This is a genomic window from Rhizomicrobium sp. (genome assembly GCF_056722145.1).
In genome coordinates this window covers 1-24,443 of record NZ_JBWZET010000366.1, presented here as the reverse complement: position 1 = coordinate 24,443, position 24,443 = coordinate 1, and the positions used below count along the sequence as shown (strand labels likewise).

The following is a 24,443-nucleotide window of genomic DNA, read 5'->3' as shown; positions in this document are numbered from 1 at the left end:
TGACAGCGCTTTCGCGGCCGACTTTGGCGCGGAAATGCGCCTTCCGCAAGGGCTTGCAGGCACCGTTCTGCAACTCATGAACAGGGCAAAAAAAGACCCCCGGCCGTAGCCGGGGGTCCCAACCGAATTCACGCCAAACGATTACCAGCTGGCGCGGACAATGAGAGATATCTTCCGGTCCTGTGCAATCCAATCGTACTTCGGATGATAGGACACGAAGCCGACGTCGAGCACCTGCGTGGCTTTCAAGAGGTTGGTGATCTGCAAGCCGGCCTTGTAGTGATCGAGGAAGCTGTAGAACACCGACGTGTCGATCTGACCGAAGTTTTCGGCCCAGATCGGCTGGTTCACGTTCGCCGCCGAACTGGTCATCAGGTAGCGCGAACGCCAGTTGTAGGCGATGCGGGCGTCGATGCCGTACTTCGCATACAAGAGCGCGAGGTTGGCGCTGTCGTTCGACATGCCTTCGATCGGCAGCCCCGCGACAAGGTGATTGCTCAACTGAGCCGATTCATTGACGTTCACGACCGCGTTGCCGCCGCCACTGTTGTAGATCTTGGTGTAGTTGGCCTGCAGGCCGAAACCGCCCCAAGCGCCCGGCAGCGAGTCGAAGAACTGCTGCCATGCGAGTTCGGCGCCTTCCACCTTGCCCTTTGCCGCATTGTAGGTGCGGGTCACGCCAAACGTGTAGCTGATGCCGTTGTTGACGTAGGTTTCTGGCTCGGCGGCCGTCAGGAAGTAGTTCGACAAGTCCTTGTGGAACAGGGCGAGCGACAGGCTTCCGGTCGGCGAGAAGAACCATTCGATGCTGGCGTCGTACTGCTGGGCATGCATCGGCTTCAAACCCGGATTGCCGCCTGTGCCGGTCAAGCCGCCGTTGGCCTTCAAGAAGCCGCTGTTGGGATCGTCCTGGAAGGCGAAGGACAGCGAGGTGTAGTTCTGGGTGAAGGTGAAGTCCGGACGGACGATCGCCTGCGAATAGGCCAAGCGAACCTGCAACTGATCGCTCAGATGAGCACGGAAATTGAAGCTCGGCAGAACATCGAGATAGTCGTTGCCTGTCGGCGCGAGAACCTTCGTTCCGCCGGCACCGGAGTTGCCGACAAAGGTATAGGCATTGTTCTTGTCGGTGCAGCCGGTGGTCGACTTGGTGGGATCGCAGGCCGTGACCGACGGAAGGATGAAATAACCGGCGCCGATCGTGTCCTTGGTCGCCACGATGCGAACGCCGATGTTGCCGTCGACCGGTACATCGTAACCGAGGAACGTCTCATGCCCGAAATCGGCCATGATATAACCGGCGTGGGTCTCTTCCTTCTGGTTATTGATGCCGCCGCTGACATTGTCGGCTTCGGGATGGAACTGATCGTATACCGCTTCGCACTTGTAGTCGGTGATATGGGCGCACTCGCTGTGCTGGCTGGCGTAAGGAATCCAGTTGCCCGACGTGTTGGCCGGTGCGAGCAGTTTGTACGTGTCCTTGGTGTCGCCGATGATGGCGCTGGACTTGACCGACCACAGCGCCGGCAGGTTGTTGCCAAACATCGGGTCAAACGAACGCAGAACCATCGACGATTGGAGGGCCGAATTGTTGGCGTATACGGCGCGGCTCGGCAGATCGCAGCCGCACCATTCGAACCAGGATTCGAAGCTGAGTTCGTGCCAGTTCCAGCCGGTCTGGCGAGTGAGCGCCTGCTTTTCCTCGTTGCGATAGCCGATGTCCAGCGACTTGACCACGCCCCACAGGCCAGAGCCCGGGAAGGTATAGGTCGCGTCGATGCGGCTTGCCCAGTTATGGGCATAGTTGTTCTCGAGGTGATCCATCGCGGCGGCAAACACGTTGTTGACGGGGTTCGCAATGGCCGACAGTTCCGAGCTGGAGAAGCTCAACTTCGGCGAATCGCCGCTGAGATCGATCTTGGGATTGATAACCGGGGCGCTCGGGAACGTGGTGATCGCGCCCGACCACGTCGAATCGAAATACTGCCAGGTGTTGTTGGTGACGTTCAGGAACGTCGCCATGCTGCGGTTGAACGCCCGAGATTCCGAATACTGAAGGTCGGCAGTGATCGTCAGCGCATCGCTCGGGGTGAACTTCACGTTCAATGAATAGTCGGCGTTGTTGTTGTGATGAACGCCGTCGCGGGTGTCGTTGCCGACGAACTGGGCGTTTGACTGGGTGCCGCCAAGCCACGTCTGGGTACCGTCCACGAGGCCGTATTTGAAGTTGGGCGAATAGCTCTGGTCGATGTTGATCGACCCGGCGTATTCGGCTTCGTGGGGATCGGCCTTGGTGTAGATCGCCGTTGCCGTGAGTTCCCACTTGTCATTCGGCCGCCACTGGAACGAGCCGTCGAACGCCAGGCGCTGCTGCGTCCAGTCGATCGAGCGCCAGCCGATGACGCTGTCCGGATTGTAGGCGGTCGCTCCGGACGGCAGTGTCACTGCCGTGTCATAGCGCGAGGTCGACAAGCTGTTGGTGCGGTTCTTCTGGACTTGATAGTCGACCGAAACCAGCGCCCCGAGTTCGCCGATGCTGGTATTCCAGCGGTTGCTGATCAGGACGTTGACCGATGGGGTCGCCGAGTCCGAAAGCGTGCCATAGGTCACGTCTGCCGAACCTGCCATCACCAGACCGTCCTGGCCGAATGGCGTGCGGGTCTTGAGGTCGACGGTCCCGCCGATGGAGCCTTCGATCATCTTGGAACTGGGGTTCTTGTAGACATCCACGCCGGCCATCAGATCGGCGGAGATATCGGCAAAGCTCAGCGACCGGCCGTTGGTGGCCGAGAAGGTGTCACGGCCGTTGGTGAGGGCCGACACCCAGGACAGGCCACGGATGAAGACCCCGTTGCCGGTGCCGCCGTAGCGAACCGGGTCGCGCAACGCGTCGGTACGGGTAAGTTGAACGCCCGGAACACGCTGCAGCGCTTCGGCGACCGAGCGGTCGGGAAGCGCGCCGATATCGACGGCGGTGATCGCATCCACCACCTGATCGGAGTTCTGTTTGATCGATTGTGCCGACTGCAAGCTGGCGCGAATGCCGGTGACGGTCACGACTTCCGTCTGCTGCTGCGCCAACGCCGGTACCACGAACATGCCGACGGCCGCGCCGCCGAGCAGGATTTTCTTGAATTGGTTTTTCACGAAGGCCCTCCCAGGTCCAAATTGGCGTCTTGCCGGACGCACTTGTCCGATTGATCAGATAATTCGCACCTCCATGGCGACGCCATTGCGATGTCTGGCGGACAACTCTCAGGCTTTCGGTTCATCGCTGCGTTTGTTGTTTGCAGATCGTCGACCGGTTGGTTTTGCCTGAGCTCCCCTGCCCCACACATCTACGGTTACAGCACCTTGAGAGACTTCTGGGCGACCGAAACCGAGGCAACGGCCGGTCCGGAAATCTCTGACAATTGCTGGGGTATCATGGACAGCGCTTACCGACAAGCCGCAGTACTGCCACTTTCGCCTTATTTCCGCCATGTGTGCGAAAAGAGCAGCAGTGTATGTTTAATTATACAAATGAGCACCGTTTGGCGGTACCGGTATCATGACGGCACGCTCACGAAACGCCAATATAAGTCGTTGAATCTGAGCTTTCTTCCGCCGAACTAGACCGCCAGGTTGGGCGCCGTGCGAACGAGCAACACTCGCCGACAATCACCGCCCTCCTCGCCCCAATTGTGGCAAAATGCCAGCTCAGAAAGCGGTTACCGTATAGCGCTGTGCGACCACAGCATTGAGCCGCCGGACGGCTCCGCTGCCGACCAAATTCGCATTCGCGCCCCGTCCCGTAGCGATCGCAAAACGGCCCTCAAATATCGCACTGCGCAGCGTAAGCGTGCCGGTGCGACCCGCCGTGATCGTGAAACGCCGCACTCGGCCATGGCGCCAAGCGATATCGACGGTGACATCGCCGCGAGCGCGCAGCCCACGCACCGAACCATCCGGCCAAGCCTTCGGCAACGCGGGCAGGATCGCAATGACGCCGCCCTGGCTTTGCAGCAGCATCTCGGCGATACCGGCGGTGGCGCCAAAATTGCCGTCGATCTGGAACGGCGGCCCGACATACTGGTCCCACAAATTGGGCATCGCGTTTTCTTTGAGCAGTTGCGCCAGCAGCCGGTAGGCGCGATCGCCATCATCGAGGCGGGCCCAGAAGTTGACCTTCCACGCCTTGCTCCAGCCCGTCCCCGCCTCGCCATGGCTGGTGGTGGAATCGCCACGGGCATTAAGCGATACCCGCGCCGCATCGGCCAATGCCGGCGTCGTCAGCGGCGAAATCTGCGTGCCGGGATAGAGAGCATAGAGATGCGATGTGTGGCGGTGCTCGTCTTTGGGATCGTCCCAATCCGCTTTCCACTCCTGCAACTGGCCCCATTTGCCGATCCTGAGACCGGGATCAAGTTTCGCCAGCGCTGCATCGAGCCGGTCGGCCGTGGCGCTGTCGCCGACGATGCGGGCGGCCGCGGCGGTTTCGGAGAATAGTCCGTACACGATCTGTTGCGACATTGCCGCGCCGGCCGAGAACGGCCCATGTTCCGGCGAATAGGACGGCGACACCACCAACTTGCCGTCGCGCGGATCGGTGACCAGCGCCGCGAGCCACACCTCGGCCGCCTCTTGCATCACCGGATAGGCGCGGTGTTCGAGAAAGGCGCGATCCTGCGAGAAGCGATAATGGTCGTAGTATTGCGAGGCAAGCCAGGCCCCCGCTTCCGGCTGCCAGAACGCCGTCGGCCACGCGATCACGCCGCTATAGCCCCAGATGTTGGTGTTGAGAAACACCGCCCAGCCTTTGGTGCCCAGAATGCGCTCGGCACTGGCGCGCCCCGGCGGCATCAAGCCGTCAACGAAATCGAGATACGGCTGTTCGGTGTCGGCCAGATTGGTCACGTCCGCCAGCCAGTAGTTCATCTGCAGATTGATGTTGACGTGATAATCGTCGTTCCACGGCGGCGTCGCGGAGGCGTTCCATACGCCCTGCAGATTGGCCGGCAGCGAACCGGCGCGCGACGAGGCAATCAAGAGATAGCGGCCGTACTGGAAGAACAGCGCTTCCAGCGCGCGATCGCCGGCGCCACCATGGCCGTAATTCTTCACCAGCACATCGGTCGGCACATCCGGCATCTGCTGGCCGAGATCGAGACCGACGCGCGAAAACAGGCTCGTGTAGTCCTTCCGATGCGCCGCCACGAGATCGGCGTATCGCGTCTTCGCCGCCGCATCCACCCGCGCCGTCACCGCTTCATGCGGATCGGGGCCGCGGTACTCCGGATAGTGCATCCGGTAATTGGTCCCGGCGGACAGGATCAGCGTCGCGCTATCGGCCGCTTTGACCGTGACCGAACCATCGGGATTGTCGCTGCGGCTGCCCCCCTCGGCGATCACCTGCACCTGGGCCTCGTATTTGAGGCCGTTGTCCTTGAGCGCCCCACGTTCGGTGACACGCCCCGTATGGGCCATGCGTTCCACCGTGCGATTGTCCGGCGCGGTCAGGGCCGCCGTGAAGCTGATGCGCCCCGGCTTGGAGGCCGTCAGCCGGATCACGATGGCGTGAGCGGGATAGGAAGCAAAATACTCGCGCAGATAGGCGACACCGTTGGCGCGATAGGTCGTTCGCGCGGTTGCGGTCGCGATATCCAGCCACCGCCGATAGGCGGTGAACGCCCCATCGGCAAACGTCAGCTTGAGATTGCCGAACGACTGATAATCGCCATAGGAGGTATTCGGATGCCCCAAAAGAGCGGCAACATCCTCGGGCCTCGCCTGCACGTCGCGCGCGAGTAACGCCTGCACCTGGGCGACTTTACCCGCCAAGGACTGCGCCGGCAGGCCGTAATCGTAGCCGCGCGCGCCCGGTCCTCCGGTCCACAGCGCTTTCTCGTTGAACTGGATGTCGTCGACGACAACACCGCCAGCGAGCACCGCTCCCATCGCGCCATTGCCAATCGGCAGCCCATGGTGTTCCCAGTCGGCGGCGGGCCGGTCGTACCAGAGCGTAAACGGTTGCCCCTTAGCATGGGCTGCGCCCACCATGAGAAGTGCGGCGATGATCAGAAGAGCCGGATGGCGGAGTCGCATGCTAGAGCCCCAGAAGCGCATTGCGTCGCCTGTATATTTATATGACTTATGCGTAGCGAACAAAGCCGGAGTGGCGGAATGTCTGGATCGATGCTGATGCGCTTCGCCGCCGCGGTTCTTGCCGCCCTCTTCGGCGTGGCTGCGGCCAGCGCGGCGGACGATATCGCTTCGCACTATGTCTGGAAAAACGTGAAGGTCGGCGGCGGCGGCTATATGCCCGGCCTGATCTTCAGCCCGGTGGAAAAGGGCCTCGCCTATCTGCGCTCGGACATGGGCGGCATCTATCGCTGGGACGATCGCACCAAGGTGTGGGTGCCGACCCAGGACGGCAATCCCGATCCCAATTACCGCGGCATCGAAAGCCTCGCGCCCGATCCGGTCGACGCCAACGTGGTCTATGCGGCGGTCGGCACTTATCGCGCGTTGCCGGCGGCGATCCTGCGCTCCAGCGACCGTGGCGAGCATTGGGAGGTGATCCCGGTGCCGTTCCGCATGGGCGGCAACGAAGAAGGCCGCGATCTCGGCGAGCGGCTGGCGGTCGATCCCAACGACACCTCGCTGCTCTATTTCGGTTCGCGCTACGACGGGCTGCAGCGTTCCACCGACCGCGGCAAGACCTGGACGAAAGTCGCGAGTTTCCCACGGTCCGGCCTCGGCATTCCAGACAGCCACGCCCGCCCCTATGCCGGCCTCAGTTTTGTCGTGTTCGATCCGGCGAGCGGCAGCAAGGGCGTGGCGTCCAAAACGATTTTCGTCGGGGTTGCCGATCCCGGCGAGCACCACCTCTATCGCTCCGACGATGCTGGCAGGACCTGGGCGCCGGTGCCCAACGAACCGCCCGCGAGCCTGGTGCCCGGACAGGCGCAGATCGACGGCAAAGGCACGCTGACGCTCACCTATGCCAACAGCATGGGGCCATGGGCAGTCAACGACGGCGCCGTTTACAAGCTCAACACCAAACTGAACGCCTGGACCAACATCTCGCCGGATAAAGGCGGCTTCATGGGGCTGTCGCTCGACCGCCAGCACGAAGGCACTCTGGTGGTCGCGACCATCGGCGGCAACAGCGGCCCCGACACCATCTATCGCTCCAGTGACGGCGGCGCGCATTGGCGCAGCCTGCGCGAAATTTCGCAGCGCGACGTGTCGTCGGTGCCGTTCCTCTATTGGGGCGAGAAGGAATCCGAGTTTGGCTGGTGGATCACCGGGCTCGCCATCGATCCGTTCGATTCAAACCATCTCGGCTACACCACCGGCGCCACGGTTTACGGCACGAGCAATCTTCGCGAGTCCGAAGCCGGCAAGGTCGTGAACTGGACACCGTGGGTGGAAGGCGTGGAACAGACTGCCGTGATCACGCTGTCGAGCCCGGCCAAGGGCGCGCCGCTGATCTCGGGCTTTGGCGACATCGGCGGCTTCGTGCACACTGATCTTGCGGTCTCGCCGCCGATCACCTCCGATCCGATGTTCACCAACACCAACACCATCGACTACGCCGAGAAGGCGCCGAATGTGGTGGTGCGCAGCGGCACCCATTCCAAGCACAACCGCCCGGTCAGCTACACCCTCGCCTATTCAACCGACTTCGGCAAAACCTGGACCGGTCTCAAGGCGCCGGTGCCAGCGGGCTATATCGAAATCCCGCAGGACAAGATCGGCTATAATTACGGCGATCCCTACATCGATGCGAACATCATCGTCTCGGCCGACGGCAAGACGTTCGTGGTGATGACGCCGGAACCGGTCGTGACCGCAAATCGCGGTAAGACGTGGACGACGATCACCGGCCTGCCGGCCCACCACGGCTGGCTCATTGCCGACCGCGCCGATGCGAGCCGCTTCTATGCGCTCGATTACGACACCGGCGCGCTTTACGTCTCGAGCGACGGCGCCCGCAGCTTCAAGGCGGAAAAGACGGCCGGACTGCCGGAAGGCCTGCGCACCGTCGAACCGACGCGCCGCGAGGACATCAATCCATTGCTGGCGACACCGGGCAAGAAGGGCGATCTGTGGTTCATCGGCAGCCAGGCGCTGTACCACTCCACCGACGGCGGCAAGCATTTCACCACGGTCGACGGCGGCATCGTTGTCCGTCACATGGATTTCGGCAAAGCCGCCCCGAACGCCCGCGACATGACGCTGTTCGCGATCGGCACCCAGGGCGACACGACGGCAATTTTCCGCTCGCTCGATAACGGCAAGAGCTGGCAACGCATCAACGACGGCGGCCACGAATACAATCGCGCCTTCCGCCGGGTGGCGGCCGACAAGACCGTGTTCGGCCGGGTCTACATCGCCACCGACGGACGCGGAATCGTGTTCGGCGAGCCGATCAAATAGCGGCAGCCACCGCTCGACGGCACGCACGGCTGCTTGTCCTCGTCGCGAACGCGTGAGGCCATGTCAAATCGGATTTCCTTGCGGCCGTAGTCGATGGCGACGCGGTTGAAGCGCCGCAGCCAGTTCATGCCGATCAACAGCGCCGGGCGGTCTTCGAGACCCCACAAGCGGAAGATCTGCAGATCGGCGATGGCAATGCGGCTCTGGTTGACGATCACATCCCCGATACAGGTCCGTTTGAGCGTGGTGACGCGGCCATCCACCATGCCGCCGGTGACACCGGTCAGTGCGACGACCTCCTTCACGGCATAGCCCGCATCCCTCTCGGTCAAGGCCGAGAAAAGTTTGGCATTGCCGACCGAAATTTCGGCGCCGGTATCGACGAACGCGACGGACCGCACGCCGTCGATGGCGCAATTGAAGGCGCGCAGATGCCCAGCGTTGCCCGAAAGTCGCACCGGAATTTCGCGCGGTGCATCGCGGCCCACCGCCATCGAGGAGCGCGGATCCATCAGCCGCAGTTCACTATGCACGAAATCCAGCGACAGGCGATAGCCGTTGATAACGTCGAGGCCAAGATAGCCGTCGGCCTTGAGGTGTTCGCGCGGCAATACCGGTACGTCGAGAGCGGTGCGCTCGATCGGCCCGGAAACCAGACTGCCGATGCGCACGATCGGCGCCGGAATGGTGCGCACGACGCCTTCCACCAGCACCGCGTTCGCTCCCGTCTGCCCAAGCTCGCGCGCCACTGCATCCGATATCACGCTGCGATCGGCGCCAGTGTCGACAATAAAGCGGAACGGTCCCTTGCCGTCGAGCATGACACCGACCGTGAGCAGGGTGTGGTCGGTCGTGGCCGTCGTCACCGCGGGCTCCGCGGACGGTTCAGCCCAGCCGGCCAGCGGCGCAGCAGCGAGAACGCCAATCAATGACCGGCGTGACAGCGTGGTGTGGCCCATATGCGATCCCCCGTCGTATGGCGACGCTTGCCGCCGCTCGACCTGCGACTATGCCCAAAAGTAGGGCAGCAAACGGGCATAGACCGCCGCTTCAACCAGGTCTGGCTGCGACGAATTTTCTAAGCGGAAAAAAAGACGAGGCGTGTTGAGCGCCTCGTCAGTTAGGTCGGTGTTCTCGAAGGAGACGTCCAATCATCGCTTAGAGCATGCACCAACCGATCTCATGGGCGAAAACATAAGCCATTCGCCGCGATCAGGCCATAAATCCAGCCATTTGGATGATATGTTACGGCCTTGATTTCAATAGACTTATGCTTCCCGATCGGCATCCGTTGCGGTGTATTTGGTCACCGATGGTTTGCGAATGCGCCTTACCATTGGTGAACTATACCGACAAATCCGCGACTTCTACCTGCCTTGTACCTGCCTTGTAAGACGCTTCACGACACCGGTTTTATACGTCATGCAGCAAACCGCCGCACCGGTTAGAAGTGGCATGGTCACCGTGAACCGCGCCGCAGGTCCTCCATCGCCTGGCGACATTAGTAATACTATTTTCCGCCGGTGCGCCGATCGGCTTAGGACGACGCCCGCAAAGGCACTTTCTCGAACGGCGTCGACGGCGGATCGATGGATGAGACCGAGCACGACATCATCAACGTGCAGCCCAACGACCGGCTCGAATTCGAGATGAAGCGGGTCGAGAACAACCGCATCGGCTCGTTCGATCGCGATCCAAATCCCTGACCGCCGATGATCATGCAAACGATTTCTCCGCACCGGCGCACCGATGCCGACGACAAGCGCATCCCTATGCCGGATCAGAAACTCGCGCGCATGTTCCCTTTCGTCACCACGCGCAAGAGCAGATTTTCGGGCGTGTTGGCGAAGCGACAATGCATTTTGTAGGACACGTTGTGTTGGCGCCGTCCTTGCGCGCGTTCCGTGTCCTTTGTTAATGAGGTTTCCGGCCTCGCCGATACAGTGAGGCCGGAAACCTCTCCTGTCGCGGCGGAAGGACCTTGCGTGGCGGTTGCAGACTACGAAAACGTCCGCCGGCATGAGGCTACCGCGCCGGCGGCGCGATTGCGTATCGCCATCATCGCCACCGTATGGGTGATTGCCGCGCTTCCTTTTCTCGTCGTCAGCCTGCCGCCGGTGATGGACGTGCCCAATCACCTGACACGCATCTGGCTGCTGTCCGGCGGGCTCGATCACGCGCCGCTATCCGGCATCTACGAAGCGCGCTGGAGCCAGGCCGCCACCAACATTTTCGTCGATCTCATCGGTACGACGCTGGCGTGCGTGATGTCGATCGAAGCGGTCGGCAAAGTGCTGTTGCTGGCGATGTTCTTTGCTCCGCCGCTCGCTGCGCTGTGGCTGAACAAGCGCCTGTTCGGGCGCCTCGGCTGGTGGCCGCTCGCCGGCATCGCCATCCTGTGGAGCACGACCGCGGTGACCGGCCTCATCTCCTATCAGATCGGCCTCGCGGCGGCGCTGGCGGCGATCGCGCTTCTGTGGCGCGTGCTCAATCGCACGACACCGGTTCGGCTCGTTGCCATCATGGCCTGCGCCGCCGTGCTTTTGCTGATCCATCCGTTCGGCGCGCTGTTCTTCCTGCTGCTGCTCGCCGGATTGGCGCTGGGGCCGAAATTGCCGCGATGGCCGCTCAGCCGCGATTTCCTGAGACCCGCGGTTTGGCGGATCGTGCAGTACGGAATTGCCTGCACGATTCCCGTCGCGCTGTTCCTGTTGCTCGCACCAACGCTGCCGGGCGCCCACGGCACCCACCATTCGTTGATGTATTGGCAGCAGCCCGACGTAACCTTCAGTCCCAAGACGATCGGACTGGTGCTGCTGTCACCGGTGCTGAGCTACAAGGCGGCGCTCGATGTGCTGCTGGCGCTGCCGCTGTTCGGCGTGATCGCCTGGGCCGCAATCAAACGGCGGATCGCACTTCATGCCGGGCTGTTGCTGATCGCCGGCGCCCTGGAACTGCTTTCGCCGTTCCTGCCGATGAATCTCGGCGACGGCGGCGCGCTGGTCATCCGCTTTCCCGAAATGGCGGCGCTGATCGCGCTGGCGGCGGTCCGGCCGATCTTCGCGACGCGGCGGCAAAACGCGGCGGTCGCAGTCCTTCTCATCGCCGCCGCCCTCCTGCGCATCGGCTCGATCGGCTGGATCTGGCAGCTGCGGAGCGCCGATCTCGACCAGTTGAAAGCGGTGACAAGCACCTTGCCGCCGGGCGCCTCGGTGATGGTTTTGCAGCAGCGCTGGGATGAAAGCACCGGCGCCCCGCTCGGCCGTCTGCTGGCGGGTTTTCCCGGCGGGCGCTGTGCCTCGGAACGCCATTATGCCTCGCTGGCAGTGATGTGGCGGCAGGTCTTCATTCCGACGCTTTTCACCGTGCCGGGTCAGCAGCCGCTCGCCGTCACACCGCCTTACCAGGACAAGGCCGTGTATTCCTCGGGCATTCCCTTCATCGAGGACATCAACGAACCGCTGACCCGGACCTATGACCATTACCTGATCGGCTGGCCGAAGCGCTTCGATTACGTGCTGCTGCTCAACGCCGATCTTGGCGACACCCCGCTCCCGGACACCCGGGTGGTGGCGGACAACGGGTTCGCACGGCTCTATCGCGTGGTGCACTGAAGCCCGTGCGGCAATGACACGCTTCGCGCGCGACGCCGCCCGCTTCCCGGCGGACCGCATTCGGTGGGAGAATGGCAGGATCGCGACGGGCGACTCTCCCCGCGCCACGCTTGCCGACGTGAGCCGGCACCTGCAATTGCTACGAGTGCGCCATGACCGAGAAACCCCGCTTCGCCGCGCTTGATGCCTTCCGCGGCCTGACCATTTTCCTGATGATCCTGGTCAACACCCCCGGCGCCGGTGCCAAGCCGTGGCCGTTCCTGGTGCACGCCGAATGGTTCGGCTTTACCCTGGCCGATTTCGTGTTTCCGTCATTCCTGTTCGCGATGGGCAGTGCGCTGGTGTTCGTGCTCGCTCGCCCGATGACGACGCCGGAATTCCTCGGCCGCAGCATCCGGCGCGCTGCCCTGCTGTTCCTGATCGGCTTTTTGATGTTCTGGTATCCGTTCGTGAAACTGATGCCCGGCGACCACTTCAAGCTCTTTTCGTTCGCCGACACGCGCTTCTTGGGCGTGTTGCAGCGGCTGGCGATGTGCTACGCGCTGGCGGCGGTTGCGGTGCGTTTCCTCAAGCCGCGCCAAATCGTCGTCGCATGCGCCATCATCCTGATCGCCTATTGGGCCGTGCTGGTATTTTGTGCGGCGCCGGGCATGGCATTCGACAAGGCGAACAATTTCGGTTCGGTGGTGGACCGCTTCCTCATACCCCAGAGCCATATCTACCGCTGGGACGACGGCTTCGAGCCGGAAGGACTGCTCGGAACGCTGCCGGCAACGGTGAACGTGCTGGCCGGCTATCTCGCGACCCGCTTCATCGTCGCGGCGCGCCCGACCATGGGACGCATGCAGGTGGTCGCGTTCGGCGGCGTGGCGCTGGCGATCACCGGCCTGTTCGTCAGCGCCTGGTTCCCGCTGTCGAAGAAACTGTGGAGCGACAGCTTCGTGCTGGTCACCATCGGCCTCGACTTGGTGCTGCTGGCATCGCTGGTTTCCGTGCTCGACGTGGCACGCCTGCCCGTCCGCAGCGGCTTCTTCGAAATTCTCGGCAAGAACCCGCTGGCGGTTTATCTGTTTTCAGAACTGCTGATCACGACGCAAGCCCTGTTCAAGGCGGTCCTCCACGCCGATCCGTACCGCTGGGTCGGCATCGAGGTCTTCCAGCGCCTGGCTCCCGGCCCGTTCGGATCGCTGCTGTGCGCGTTCGCCTACACCCTCGTATGCTGGCTGTTCGGCTACATGCTGTATCGCCGCCGCATATTCGTCCGGCTCTGAATATTCGTCGCGCATCCGATAGAGCAGCACCAGCACCGTCAATGCGCCGAAGAACATCGGCGCCTGCAGCAGGCTCGCCGGACCGCTGATGATTGAGGCGATCGGCGGCAGGATGATATCGCAGGCCAAAAACGCGAGGAATAACGCGATAGCCGGTACAGCGGCGCGATGCTCACGACGGGCCAACATGATCGCGAGCATGACGAACATCGGCGGCAGCACGCCGTAATGGTGTTCCCAAACAATCGGCGATGCCATCGTCAGCGACAAGGCCGCAATGAAGAAGTCGAACAGGTTCGCCGGCCGGCTCCGACGCCAGAACAAGGCGAAGCCGATCAGCACCATTGACGTAACAAGTGTCGCCCAATACACCACCGGATGGTACGGCGCGTACCAGCGGGGCACGAACTCCAGCGCGTAGCCATTGCCGAGCAGGCGGTGCATCACGCCGTTGACCGAATAATTTCGCACGAACGACTCGCCGTGCTGCGACATGAAGGACAATGCGGCGACGTAATCGACATGGTTCGCCCAGCCGAACACGGCAAGCGATGCGCCGAGGAAAGTTGCCACCACGACGCCCATCGCAGCGGCGAAACCCCACTGCCTGCGCAATAACGCCCATAACAAAAACACGAAGAACTGCGGCTTGGCGATGCAGGTGAGCCCGATCAGCACGCCCGACGTGCGCCTATGTCCGCGCAGCCACGCCAGCGACGCGAGCGCGAACAGCGCCGTAAACCAAAGCTGTATCTGCCCTTCCTTGTAGGCCCACAACACAGGATAAAACGTCATCGCCAGCACCGCCGAAACGAATGCCGCCGCCCAGCGCAGCCGGCGTTCCGGCCAGTCGCGCGTCGCCGCAAGCGTCAAGGCGCCAGTTGCGACCGCTTCGACCACCACCGACCACCAGCCAATAAGATTCAACTCGCGATCGCTGACGTTGAAGTGCAGGACCTGCGGTATCGCAAACAGCAACAGGCTGCATGGCGGATACTGGAACTTGATGTGCTGGTCGAACAGCACATGACGGTAAATGGTCTCGCCGTGCCCCGCCGCGAACCACGCATAGGCTGCGCGCATGGGCTTCCAGGAGTCATCGCCCTGAACGGTAACCAGCCAGAAATGCAACAGCCGGATCAACGAATCACGGTCCGCTTTCCAGGCCGGAACGGCGAGCGCAAACGCTCCCGCCAACGCCAGCGCCAATCCTGCCACCAACACGGCGCGCGAATTGATGCGCAAGCCGAACGCTGCCCGCTCCGTTCCTTCATTCATTTGCCGGCTCCTGGTCGCTCAATTCGTCGGCCACTGTCGAACCGGTTGGCGTACCGTCGCCCAACTGTCGCTTAGACCATGCTCTCGCAGCGGAACGATTGCCCCGCAACTTGCCGATGACGAGTGGGACATTGGATCGTTCGAAAACACGGCAGCACCCCTTCAGCAACCACGCAAAAATACAATAGAGGCTAATCGTTTCAACTCAATACCATGCACGAGCAATGTCGAGACGAAGCAGCGACCGCGAGCGGGTGACGCTGAGGAAGCGTGTGCCATTTCGTCCGCGTACGCTGTTTTTGCGCGCCATTCAGGCCATTGCTTCTCTTATCTTTGTCACCAGCAGAACAACATCCGGCCGCTAGAAAGGCGGCGCGCGACGGGGACTCAACTCAAGAGGAAAACAAGAAATGGCAACTCTCGGCGGCGCCGACGGCGAATACGACCTCAACGGCTGGTACATCCAGAACAACATCTGGGACACAAGCATTCTCGATCTCGGCTATGTCCTCAACGGAACCTACGATGCGGCGAATCCGACATCGGGATTGAAGTACTCGTGGAACTTCGGGTCGCTCCCCGCCGACGGCTATTATTGGGTCCACGCTTTCCCCAACGTCGGATTCGGGCAGGATGCATGGTCCACATCACTGCCGTCCGAAGCAAAACCGTTCCCGCTATCGATCGCAAACCTTTCCAAATTCCAGGTCAATTACAACGTCGCATTCGGCGGCGTCACCGATGGCTACAATGTCGCGTTCGAGATGTACCTCACCTCGTCGCCCGGCGGGGGCGCGCGCTCCATAACCAATGAAGTGATGGTGTGGGTGCACGACGGCGGCTGGGACCCTGCGGGCGCGCCGGTCGGATCGTTTTCCGATGCGAACTATTCGGGCCAGATCTATTCCTACCCCGTCTATGAAAGCGGTCTGCATTTCACCTACACCGCCGTCCTGACCAATGCCGATGATCCAAGCGGCACGATCGACATCAAGGCGATCATGCAGAAGTTGAAAACCATCGGCATCATCAGCGGCAACGAATACATCAGCAATATCCAGCTCGGTGCCGAAGTTGCGGCGGGGAGCGGTTCGCTCACCATCAACAAGCTGCAGCTCGACGTCCAACCCGGCGGCGGTTCCGAAGTCCTGATCGACGGTAGCGGCACGTCCCCGGTATCGTCCGGCTCGAGTTCCGGCTCCGGTTCAGGATCGGGCTCCGGCTCGAGCTCGGGCGGTGACACCAGTGGCGGATCCGGCGGCGGAACGCCAGGCAACGGCCTTGCCGCCGGCGTTCTCGCCAACGACTTCAACGGCGACGGCCGCTCCGACGTCGTGTGGGCGAACGACTCCGGTCAAGCGATGATCTGGACCATGAACGGCGCAACCAGGCTCGGTTCGAGCGGTACGTTGGGAAACGTGTCGAACACCCTGAGCGTCGTGACGGCGGCGGATTTCACCGGCGACGGCAAGCCCGACCTGCTGCTGCAGGACGAAAACGGCCAGCCCTACATCTGGACGATGAACGGATTGACGCGTGTATCGACCGCAGCGCCCGGCTTCAATCCCGGATCGTCGTGGCAAGTGATCGGGGCCGGAGATTTCGATGGCGATCAGACCGCCGACATCCTGTGGCGCGACAATGCCACCGGCGCCGCGAAAATCTGGCTGATGGACGGCACCAACGTCAAATGGGCGACATCCTATGCCAGCCCCGGCGCCAATTGGGACGTCATCACAGCCGGCGACTTCGACGGCAGCGGCAAGTCGGACATCGTCTGGCAGAACGCCGCCACCGGCCAGGTGCAGGTTTGGACGATGGACGGCATCACCGTCGCGTCAAAAACCACTTTGTCCGCCAATCCGGGACCGAACTGGCATGTGGTCGGCACCGGCGATTTCAATGACGACGGCAATTCCGATATCCTGCTGCAGAACACCAACGGCACAGTCCGCATCTGGGAGATGGACGGCACGACGATCGCGGCCGGAAGCGATCTCAGCGGCAACCCCGGTGCCGGGTGGCAGGCGGTCGGCGCGCGCGATTTCAACGGCGACGGCCACGACGACATCCTGTTCCAGAACAGTTCAGGAGAAGCGATGATCTGGACGATGAACGGATTCGCCGTGCTGTCGAAGACGACCCTCGCCAGCGCCGGAACGAACTGGCACGCCGTGGTCTGATCAGAAAATCCGCTCGGGGACCCGCACGATATCGCCAGGATATATGCGGGTCGTCGAGTCCGCCGGCATGGCGTTTTCCTCGGTCTCGTTGACCCGTCGGACATAGACCTTGCCGTCGTTGGCACGATAGGTGTAACCGCCCGCCAGCGCCACCGCGCGCAACACGGTAAGACCGTTCTCGAACGGGTACTCGCCGGGCTTGTTGACCTCTCCCATGATGTAAAACGGACGGTAGTTCAGCACCTGAATGCTGACCTTGGGGTCCTTCAGATAGCCGTTCTGCAGCGCCGTCGTCACCTCGGAGACCAACTGGTGCGTGTTGAGCCCGGCCGCCTTCACCTGCCCGACCAGCGGCAGCTGGACGTGCCCGGAGCCGTCAACCGTGAACTCACCACTGAGATCTTCTTCGCCGTAGACGGTAACCTTGACCTTGTCGCCGCTGCCGAGCGTATAGCGTTCGTCGTCGGCAGGCGTCGCATGAGGTGTAATCGCTGCGGTCTGCACCGGCTTCATGTCATCGGCCGATACTGGCGCAAGCGCCGATACAAGAACCATCGCCGCCATAAGGGCGGCCCTAACGCCGGCGAACATTGGATGTTTCTCGCTCAAAGCCCCGCCCGCATGCGGCCGTTTCTTCGTACGTACTCTCCACATTTCTTGATTTGAAGCAAGTGCCAACGACAACGGCAGGCCCGAACGTGTCGGACCTGCCGCTGAAATTCTGTCGTTACAGTTTGGTCAACCGCCGACCGCTGCAACCCAGCCGAGGTCGGGATTGCCGACCGAACCCTGCGACAGGATGGATGCACCGTTCATGGTCCACGCCATCACTGCGCCGGTGGACTTGTTCTGGAACAGAATGTCGTCCTTGCCGTCGTTGTTGAAGTCTTCACAACCGATTGCCGACCAGGCGCTGCCCGGATTGGTGCTGATGGTCGTGTCCTTGGTGATGGTGGTGCCGTTCATCTGCCAGACGCGCACTTGACCGCTGGCGTTCTGGAACACGATGTCGGAGTCGCCGTCACCGTTGAGGTCGCCGGTTCCGATCGCCTTCCATGCCGAGCCCGGATTGGTCGCGACCGTCGTCTTCGACGTCACCGAAGTGCCGTTCATGGTGTAGATCATGACCTGGCCGGTGGAGGTGTTCTGCCAGATGACGTCCGACTTGTTGTTGGCGTTGACGTCGCCGGCACCGATCACTTTCCACTTCGTGCCCGGGCTGGTGCCCAGCGTCGCCGAACTCGTCACCGAGCTGCCGTTCACCAGCCACACCATCGCCTGACCGGTGGAGGTGTTCTGCAGCAGCACGTCGGCCTTGTAGTCGCCGTTGAAATCGCCGACCGAGATGATCTTCCATGCCGAGCCGGGATTGGTCCCCAGATTTGCCGTGCTCTTGATGCCGGTGCCATTCATGAACCACACCACGGCCTGGCCGTTGCTGTTCTGGAACAGGATGTCCTTGTTGCCATCACCGTCGAAATCTGCGGCGCAAACCAGCTTCTGCGACGACGACGCCGCCGTGCCGATGACATTGTAGGTGCTGCGGGTAACGCCGTTCATCGTCCACAGCTTGACGTCGCCTGCGGCGTCCTGGAACAGGATGTCGGCGTAGCCGTCCTTGTTGAGGTCGGGCTCGAGCGAACGGTTCACGGTCGTCGCGGGCGGCGTGACCACCGGCGGCGGCGTCACGACCGGCGGCGGGGTGACGACCGGCGGGGGCGTCGTCGTGGTGCCGCTATTCGGCGTGCCGATGATCTGTTCGCCGCCGCTCGTCGTCGCGATATCATAGCCGACGTTGTTGATCGTCATCGAGCCGGAACCGGCCGCCACTTCGGCGCCGATGTCGATCTTCTCGACATATTCCGAAGCGCTGATGATTCCCATGCTCTGAAGCTTCTTCAGGAGGCCGGCGATGTCGATCGTGCCGCTCGGCAGGTCGCTGTTGGTCAGGAAGGCGCTGTATTCCCAGCCCAGACCGTCGGACCAGAAGTTATAGATGCCACCCGTATTGCCGTGGCCGTCGGTATAGGACGCGACCGGTGTTCCGGGATTGAACCCGCCGGTATGCATCCACACCATGATCTCGTCGGTTATCGCGGATTCGCCGCCGGTCGGGTTGCTCGATACATACATGTCGAAGGCCACATCGTATCCCTGCGACTGGCCGCCGAAGGTCACGCTATAGCTCGCGTCGAATTTGGTGATGTCGGAAACCTTCAGCGGGAACGGTGCTTCCGCCGGATCAACCGTCGTCTCCCAAGGATCCTGGCCGTAATTGATGCTCGGATAGGCCAAGATGTTGTAGGCATCCGGGTTGGTGGGTAGAGCCCCGAAATTCCACGTAAACGACACACCCTTGGTGATGTTGGTCGGATCGTAGGTTCCGGTGATGGTGTAGTCTGTGCCGTAGGTGAGGTCCGCAGATCCCCACGCATTCGTCGTCGTGTACCAGCCATTGAGGTAATAGCCGCCATTAGGTCCCGTCAGCGTCGCCACATTGAACTCCCTGGTTCTCGGTTCGACGTGGCTGCAGGCGCCGAGGCCCGCGAACACCACGATGAACGAGACTAGGAGTGCGAACTTGACGAGGATTGAATCCGTAGAAATGCAATTGCGGCGAATTGTGCGCATCTGTTTGCAGGACTTACTGCGCAAAAACGTCGCTCAATTGACGTGACGCAGCCAGATGCGATTCGTTATCAATGAAGGCAGCACACTGATTATTCGTAATAACAGCGATTTACCACGACCGAACCAAAACTCTTTTGTAACGATCCAAAACAAATGGCGGTACCAGATACGAACTTAGGCAAGATGGTCGCAGTGCGCGACACATTGGCCATGCGACATCGAAGGTTTGCGGATTGACCGAGCCCGTTGTGACAATCGACGGGGGCTCGTTTGGTCGCACTGCCCGGAAACAAGGCAGAACGCCGGCCGTCAGGCGCGGTAATACGAATCGTATTCCGAGTTGCTGCCGTAGGCGTAGTAGCGGAAGCGTTCGCCATTCGCCCGCACCAGCACGACGCCGGCCAAAGGCGTACCGATTTCGGCCACTTCACGCAGGGCATTGGCGACCGCACCCTGCGGGGTCTTTTCCCAGCGAACCGCCATCACAATCGAATCGGCCAAGCGGCCGATGATTTTGGTATCGCTGACCGGCAACAGCGGCGGGGTATCGATCAGGACAACTTCGTATCGCTCGCGCAGCCGCGCAATCAGTTCCGCCACACGCGGAGACGACAGGATTTCCGCCGGAAACGACGGCGTTCCGGAACACACGAGCGCCATCGCGTTCGAATGGTTGTCCTTGACGAGACAACGCTCGAGCGGTTCGCGCCCCGCCAGCAGGTCGGCGAGATTGGGGCGCACATTCCGCACGCCGAGGATCTTGGCGATCTGGGAACGGCGCAAATCGAGGTCGACGATCACGGTCGAATGTCCCCGCTCCACCGAACTGCGCGCCATGCTGACGACCAAGGTCGACTTGCCCTCTCCCGGCAGCGCCGACGAGACCGCCACCACGCGATTGCGCCGTTCGCGCCCGGACAAGCCGATGTGCAATCGTCGTATGGCCTCGCTGTACCCCGAGGCGGGCATGCGCACCACCATATCGGAGGGCTTGTCGAACTCTTTGCCCGGCGCATCCGGGATTACCCCGAGCACAGGAACACCGAACGTCGTTTCAACCTGTGATGCGGTGCGAAATCCGTTGTGCAACCTGTCTTTCATCGCCGCCAGGAACAGCCCCAGGATCAGGCCGACCGGAATGGCGAGCAGGACAGTGCGCGTCTTCTGAGGAAAACTCGGCGCCACCGGAACATCCGCCAGCGAGACGATCCGTGCATCGGCCATCTCGATCTGCTCCTGGCCCTGGATCTGGCTGAGACGCGCCAGCACCGCCTCGTACATCGTGCGTGCGGTTGCGGCGTCCGACTGCAGCGCCGTCAGTTTCACCGAGGCCTGGTTCTGCCCGGCACCGCGATTTTCCGCCTGCTGAAGACTTTCCTGCAGCGAGCCGACATGGGCGCCGGCGACGTCCATTTCGGTGCGCGCGGCAGCGACCTGGCGCTGAACCTCCTGCGCGATACGGTCGTCGAGCTTGTCGATCTCGGCCCGCATGTCGAGGATCTTGGGATGCCGCGGGCCGTATTTCGACTCCATCTGCGCCAACTGGCCCGCCATCTGCGACTGCTGCGCACGCAATGTCGTGATCACCGGCGAGGCGATCACCTGCGCCGCATTGGCCGCCTGCCCGCTCTGCGCCAGACGCGACAGCTGGACATATGTCGCGCGCTTGACGCCGTAATCGGCGCGGGCGGCCACGAGCTGGCCGTTGACGTCGTTGATCTGCTGATCAACCACCGACTGACCGTTGCCGGTCGTGGTGATGTTATTCTCCGCCTTGTAGAGCTGAACGGCGGCTTCGGCGGTCTGCGCCTTCTTCGACAGCTCCGTCGCCCGCGCCGTCAGCCATTCCGTGGCGCGATGGGTCGCTTCCAGCTTGGCGTTGAGCTGGTCATCGACATAAGCCTGGGCGAAGGCGTTGGCGATGGCCGCCGCCTTGCCCGGATCGGCGTCGCTCGCCGAAATCTTCAACGCCGTGGAAAGACCGACCGGGTTCGCCTGAACGTGATCGAGCAGCTTGGTCGCCATTTCCATCCGATTGGGAACATTGGCGGGCCGTGCGGCGCCCAACATGCCTTTTACCGACTGCGTCAATCCACCGAACCAGCCGTCGCCGGGCGCACCATTGAACTCGGCATCGGTGTCAAGCTTCAGCGCGTCGATGACGCGATTGGCAAGTGCCGTCGATTTCAAGACCTGGATCTGCGTTTCCATCGTGGTGGTGTCGGACGGAAGGCCGGAGAGCACCGCATTGGCGTCGGTCAGGTTGTTCTTGCGCTGATCGAGGATGACCGTCGCATCGGCCGTGTAGATCGGCGTCATCATATAAACGGCGACGATGGCAATGGCGACCACCGCCACGACCGTTGCCCCGATCAGCTTGCGGTGGATGCGCAGGAATCCAAGAAGATCGTGAAGCTCGAAACTCGCCGGAGCGGGATCCTCCACCGGGACAGGCGTGGCGGGCCACTGCGGCCGGTACGGAACGATCTGCCTATCCATGTCGGGAACCCTCACACATGCAAAGCCAATCCGATGCTGATGGTGTTGTCGGTATAGTCGCCGAGGACGCGGTTGGATGTCCGCCGTTCGAGGCCGTATTCAAGATGCGCAGCGGCGTAGCGGTTGATGAGATATTCGATCTTGATGCCTGCGCCGTAAGCGGTGTCGCTATACGGGCTGCCGGTGTATTTCGTCGCGATCAGGGTCGTGCGCACGGTGGCGATCAGCTCGCGCAGAATCTCGTAATCGGCGCTGAGATCGACGCGCTTGGCATCCTCGGTGGAGATACCGGCAAACGTCGTATCCGACAGCTGGCGGTTGCCGGCCAGATGCACCGTCAACAGCGGCGTCGCGAACCAGTCGAGCTGCGCGCCGTAGTCGACGCCGGAAACGTTGGACAACGGCTGCGCCGGATTGATCGCGAAATCCTGCTTCAAATAGCCGACATAGAATTCACCGCGCACCAGATGGCTGAGCACCAGGTTGACGCCGCCATCGTAGCGATAGCCGTGCGAGGCGCGATCGACACCGGTGCGGTCCGCCGTCATGTCGAACTGGCGGTCGTTGAAGGTGGCGCGCACGAAGGCGGCATACCCCGGCGAGAACTCGTAGAAGACCCGCAGATACCCTTCCAGCTTGTCCTCATTGCGATCGGCATTGAACAGCTCGCCACCGCCCGCCAACGGCGTGTTCAGCCATTGATAGCGATCGAACATGCCGCCGACCGAAACTCCCAGCGAACTCGGCTGGTAGTTGATCATGGCGGTGACGTGGGTCTGATAGAAGCGGTTCGGCGATGATTGGTTGATCAGGCTGTCAGGCGAGGACCACAGCTCGTGGTATTCTCCATATGATGCACTCGCGAACAGCGTGGCGGCGTGGGAGATGTCGTAGCGCCCTCGTCCCTTCACTTCCCAATCGGTCAAATCCTGGCTGTCCTGATCGGCGTATTTGTAGGTGTCGGAATGCACCGCCAGATCGAGGAAATGCCGGCCCCAGTCGGAGCGCAATTCCAACGCCGGCGACACCGTCATGAACCAATCCGACACCGCCGTCGGAAGGCGATAGACGTTGTCGTCATAACTGCCGGCGAGATCGAGCGACGGAAACAGGCGGAAACCGCCGAGCGGAATGCCCTTGGCGTCATACCCGGGCCGCTCGCGTTCGAGCACGCCGAGGTCGGGCTCGGCCGTCGACAGGACCTGCGGCACCGTCTGCGCCGAAGCCGTGTTCATCATGATCGCGGCGAATGCCGCCACCCCAAAAGCGCTGCGGAGCGCGCTGCCCCCCATGGGTCACCTCTTGCGCGATCCGGTCCCCCTGGACCGGAGATTTCAATCATGACTCTTGTATCGGCCGCGAGAGCACACAGCAATTGAAACACGACGCCTTGCATAGAGTCATTCCGCAACGTCATGCGTCGGCAGCCTCAGAACGCTGCGGCAAGCGACGGTACTGGCGCGACTGGCTGTAGGCGAGAACAAGCGCCTGGGCGAGATTGCTGCCTGCGGTGATGGCAACGAACCCGATCAGGCCGGGAAGATGCAGCGCAAACGGCAACACGAGCGCCAACGCCACCAGCGAGGCGACGCGTCCGTGCAGGATCGAAGCCGTTCGTCCCATCGCCAGCAGCGGCACGCCGAGCGCCGAACTGATCATGTCGAGCGATGCCGCGATCGACGCGACGCCAAGAACGGCCCAATCGATTGCCGCCAACTTGCCGTGGAAAAGAACACCGACCAGCGCCGGCCCGTACAAAACCAACGCCAGAGAATACGCCGCAGCGATGACGGCGAACAACATCAGCGAACGCACGGAAACCCGCGCGAACATCCGCCGCGTGGGCGCCCGCAAACGTTGGGCGGCCGGCGGCAACGCCACCGAAGTCATGATCGAGGTGAACTGCGACAGCGGGTTCGTCAGCGTCTGAACGATGCGCAGAACACCCGCAGCCTCGCGCCCCACCATCGCCGCCGCGACCGGGATCAAGCCGATGTTGGCCGCCCAATAGCTGATCGCAGCGACAGTCAGCGGTCGCCCCATCCGCCACAGCCGCATCCAGACCAGCGACATCACGCGCCGGCTCGGCCTGCGGAAATCGCTGCGCCGCAACAGCAATGCCGACGACGATGCCATCGAGCCGAGCGCGAACACGCCCATGGCGACGCCGTCCGACAACAGGCCGCCCGCCCTCGCCGCAATCAGCAGCGCGAACACCGTGACCGAGAACAGTACGGCGCCAGCCACAGCGAGCGCACGGGTTCCATCGAGATAGCAGATGCGCCGGCCCATCTGCTGCGCCCGCATGGTGAAAACGGCGAGACCCGTCGTCAGCACCAGCAACGCCTGCTCCGGCGCTGACCACACCAATACCGCTGCAACCAGCACGCTGATAACACATACAACGGCGGAAAATGCGGCCGACCACAGATAGACCGCTGCGCGCAACTCGGGCCACAGCGCTTTCGGCAGCCGGTTGGCGATCGCGGGCAAGGCGTCGCCGAACAGGCTGTAGAGGATGCATTCCGCCAGCATCACCACTG

General features: G+C 62.1%; 12 protein-coding genes and 1 pseudogene. 4 read left to right on the top strand and 9 right to left on the bottom strand.

Going from position 1 to position 24,443, the window contains the following annotated elements:
* Positions 1-141 precede the first annotated feature (141 nt).
* A complete protein-coding gene (locus AC1P6P_RS19505) occupies positions 142-3,147 on the bottom strand; it encodes a TonB-dependent receptor (RefSeq protein WP_481404115.1) in 3,006 nt (1,001 codons plus the stop codon).
* A 552-nt stretch (positions 3,148-3,699) separates the two neighbouring features.
* On the bottom strand, positions 3,700-6,084 hold the full coding sequence (locus AC1P6P_RS19500) for a glycoside hydrolase family 95 protein (RefSeq protein ID WP_481404114.1): 2,385 nt from the start codon (positions 6,082-6,084) through the stop codon (positions 3,700-3,702).
* Positions 6,085-6,162: 78 nt separating this feature from the next.
* On the opposite strand from AC1P6P_RS19500, the gene AC1P6P_RS19495 reads away from it, so the two are divergent.
* On the top strand, positions 6,163-8,424 hold the full coding sequence (locus AC1P6P_RS19495; protein ID WP_481404113.1) for a WD40/YVTN/BNR-like repeat-containing protein: 2,262 nt from the start codon (positions 6,163-6,165) through the stop codon (positions 8,422-8,424).
* Here AC1P6P_RS19495 and AC1P6P_RS19490 read toward each other — a convergent pair.
* The gene (locus tag AC1P6P_RS19490; RefSeq protein ID WP_481404112.1) at positions 8,373-9,290 is read right to left on the bottom strand and encodes an aspartyl protease family protein; all 918 of its coding nucleotides are present in this window, start codon (positions 9,288-9,290) and stop codon (positions 8,373-8,375) included. The two genes, AC1P6P_RS19495 and AC1P6P_RS19490, sit on opposite strands and share 52 nt — an antisense overlap.
* 1,119 nt (positions 9,291-10,409) lie before the next feature.
* Here AC1P6P_RS19490 and AC1P6P_RS19485 point away from each other — a divergent pair.
* Both AC1P6P_RS19485 and AC1P6P_RS19480 read left to right on the top strand, forming a co-directional pair.
* Positions 10,410-12,038 (top strand): hypothetical protein, encoded by a 1,629-nt coding sequence (locus AC1P6P_RS19485; protein WP_481404111.1) that lies wholly within the window; start codon positions 10,410-10,412, stop codon positions 12,036-12,038.
* A gap of 152 nt (positions 12,039-12,190) precedes the next feature.
* Entirely contained in the window at positions 12,191-13,309 is a 1,119-nt protein-coding gene (locus AC1P6P_RS19480; protein ID WP_481404110.1) for an acyltransferase family protein, read from the top strand.
* Positions 13,310-13,567: 258 nt separating this feature from the next.
* Here AC1P6P_RS19480 and AC1P6P_RS19475 read toward each other — a convergent pair.
* Positions 13,568-14,392 (bottom strand): annotated as a pseudogene (locus AC1P6P_RS19475) (glycosyltransferase family 87 protein); the annotation flags it as partial.
* A gap of 605 nt (positions 14,393-14,997) precedes the next feature.
* Here AC1P6P_RS19475 and AC1P6P_RS19470 point away from each other — a divergent pair.
* Entirely contained in the window at positions 14,998-16,770 is a 1,773-nt protein-coding gene (locus AC1P6P_RS19470; RefSeq protein WP_481404109.1) for an FG-GAP-like repeat-containing protein, read from the top strand.
* Here AC1P6P_RS19470 and AC1P6P_RS19465 read toward each other — a convergent pair whose 3' ends face one another.
* From AC1P6P_RS19465 to AC1P6P_RS19445, 5 genes are all read right to left on the bottom strand, one after another.
* Positions 16,771-17,334 carry a polysaccharide biosynthesis/export family protein gene (locus AC1P6P_RS19465; protein ID WP_481404108.1) on the bottom strand — a complete coding sequence of 188 codons (564 nt, stop codon included), beginning with the start codon at positions 17,332-17,334 and terminating at the stop codon, positions 16,771-16,773.
* A gap of 174 nt (positions 17,335-17,508) precedes the next feature.
* The gene (locus tag AC1P6P_RS19460) at positions 17,509-19,266 is read right to left on the bottom strand and encodes an FG-GAP-like repeat-containing protein (protein ID WP_481404107.1); all 1,758 of its coding nucleotides are present in this window, start codon (positions 19,264-19,266) and stop codon (positions 17,509-17,511) included.
* A gap of 444 nt (positions 19,267-19,710) precedes the next feature.
* Positions 19,711-21,900, bottom strand: a complete 2,190-nt coding sequence (locus tag AC1P6P_RS19455) for a GumC family protein (RefSeq protein ID WP_481404106.1) — start codon at positions 21,898-21,900, stop codon at positions 19,711-19,713.
* 11 nt (positions 21,901-21,911) lie between these two features.
* Positions 21,912-23,192 (bottom strand): outer membrane beta-barrel protein, encoded by a 1,281-nt coding sequence (locus AC1P6P_RS19450; RefSeq protein WP_481404105.1) that lies wholly within the window; start codon positions 23,190-23,192, stop codon positions 21,912-21,914.
* Positions 23,193-23,313: 121 nt separating this feature from the next.
* Positions 23,314-24,443: lipopolysaccharide biosynthesis protein (locus AC1P6P_RS19445; RefSeq protein ID WP_481404104.1), on the bottom strand; the 1,130-nt coding region annotated here is incomplete at its 5' end.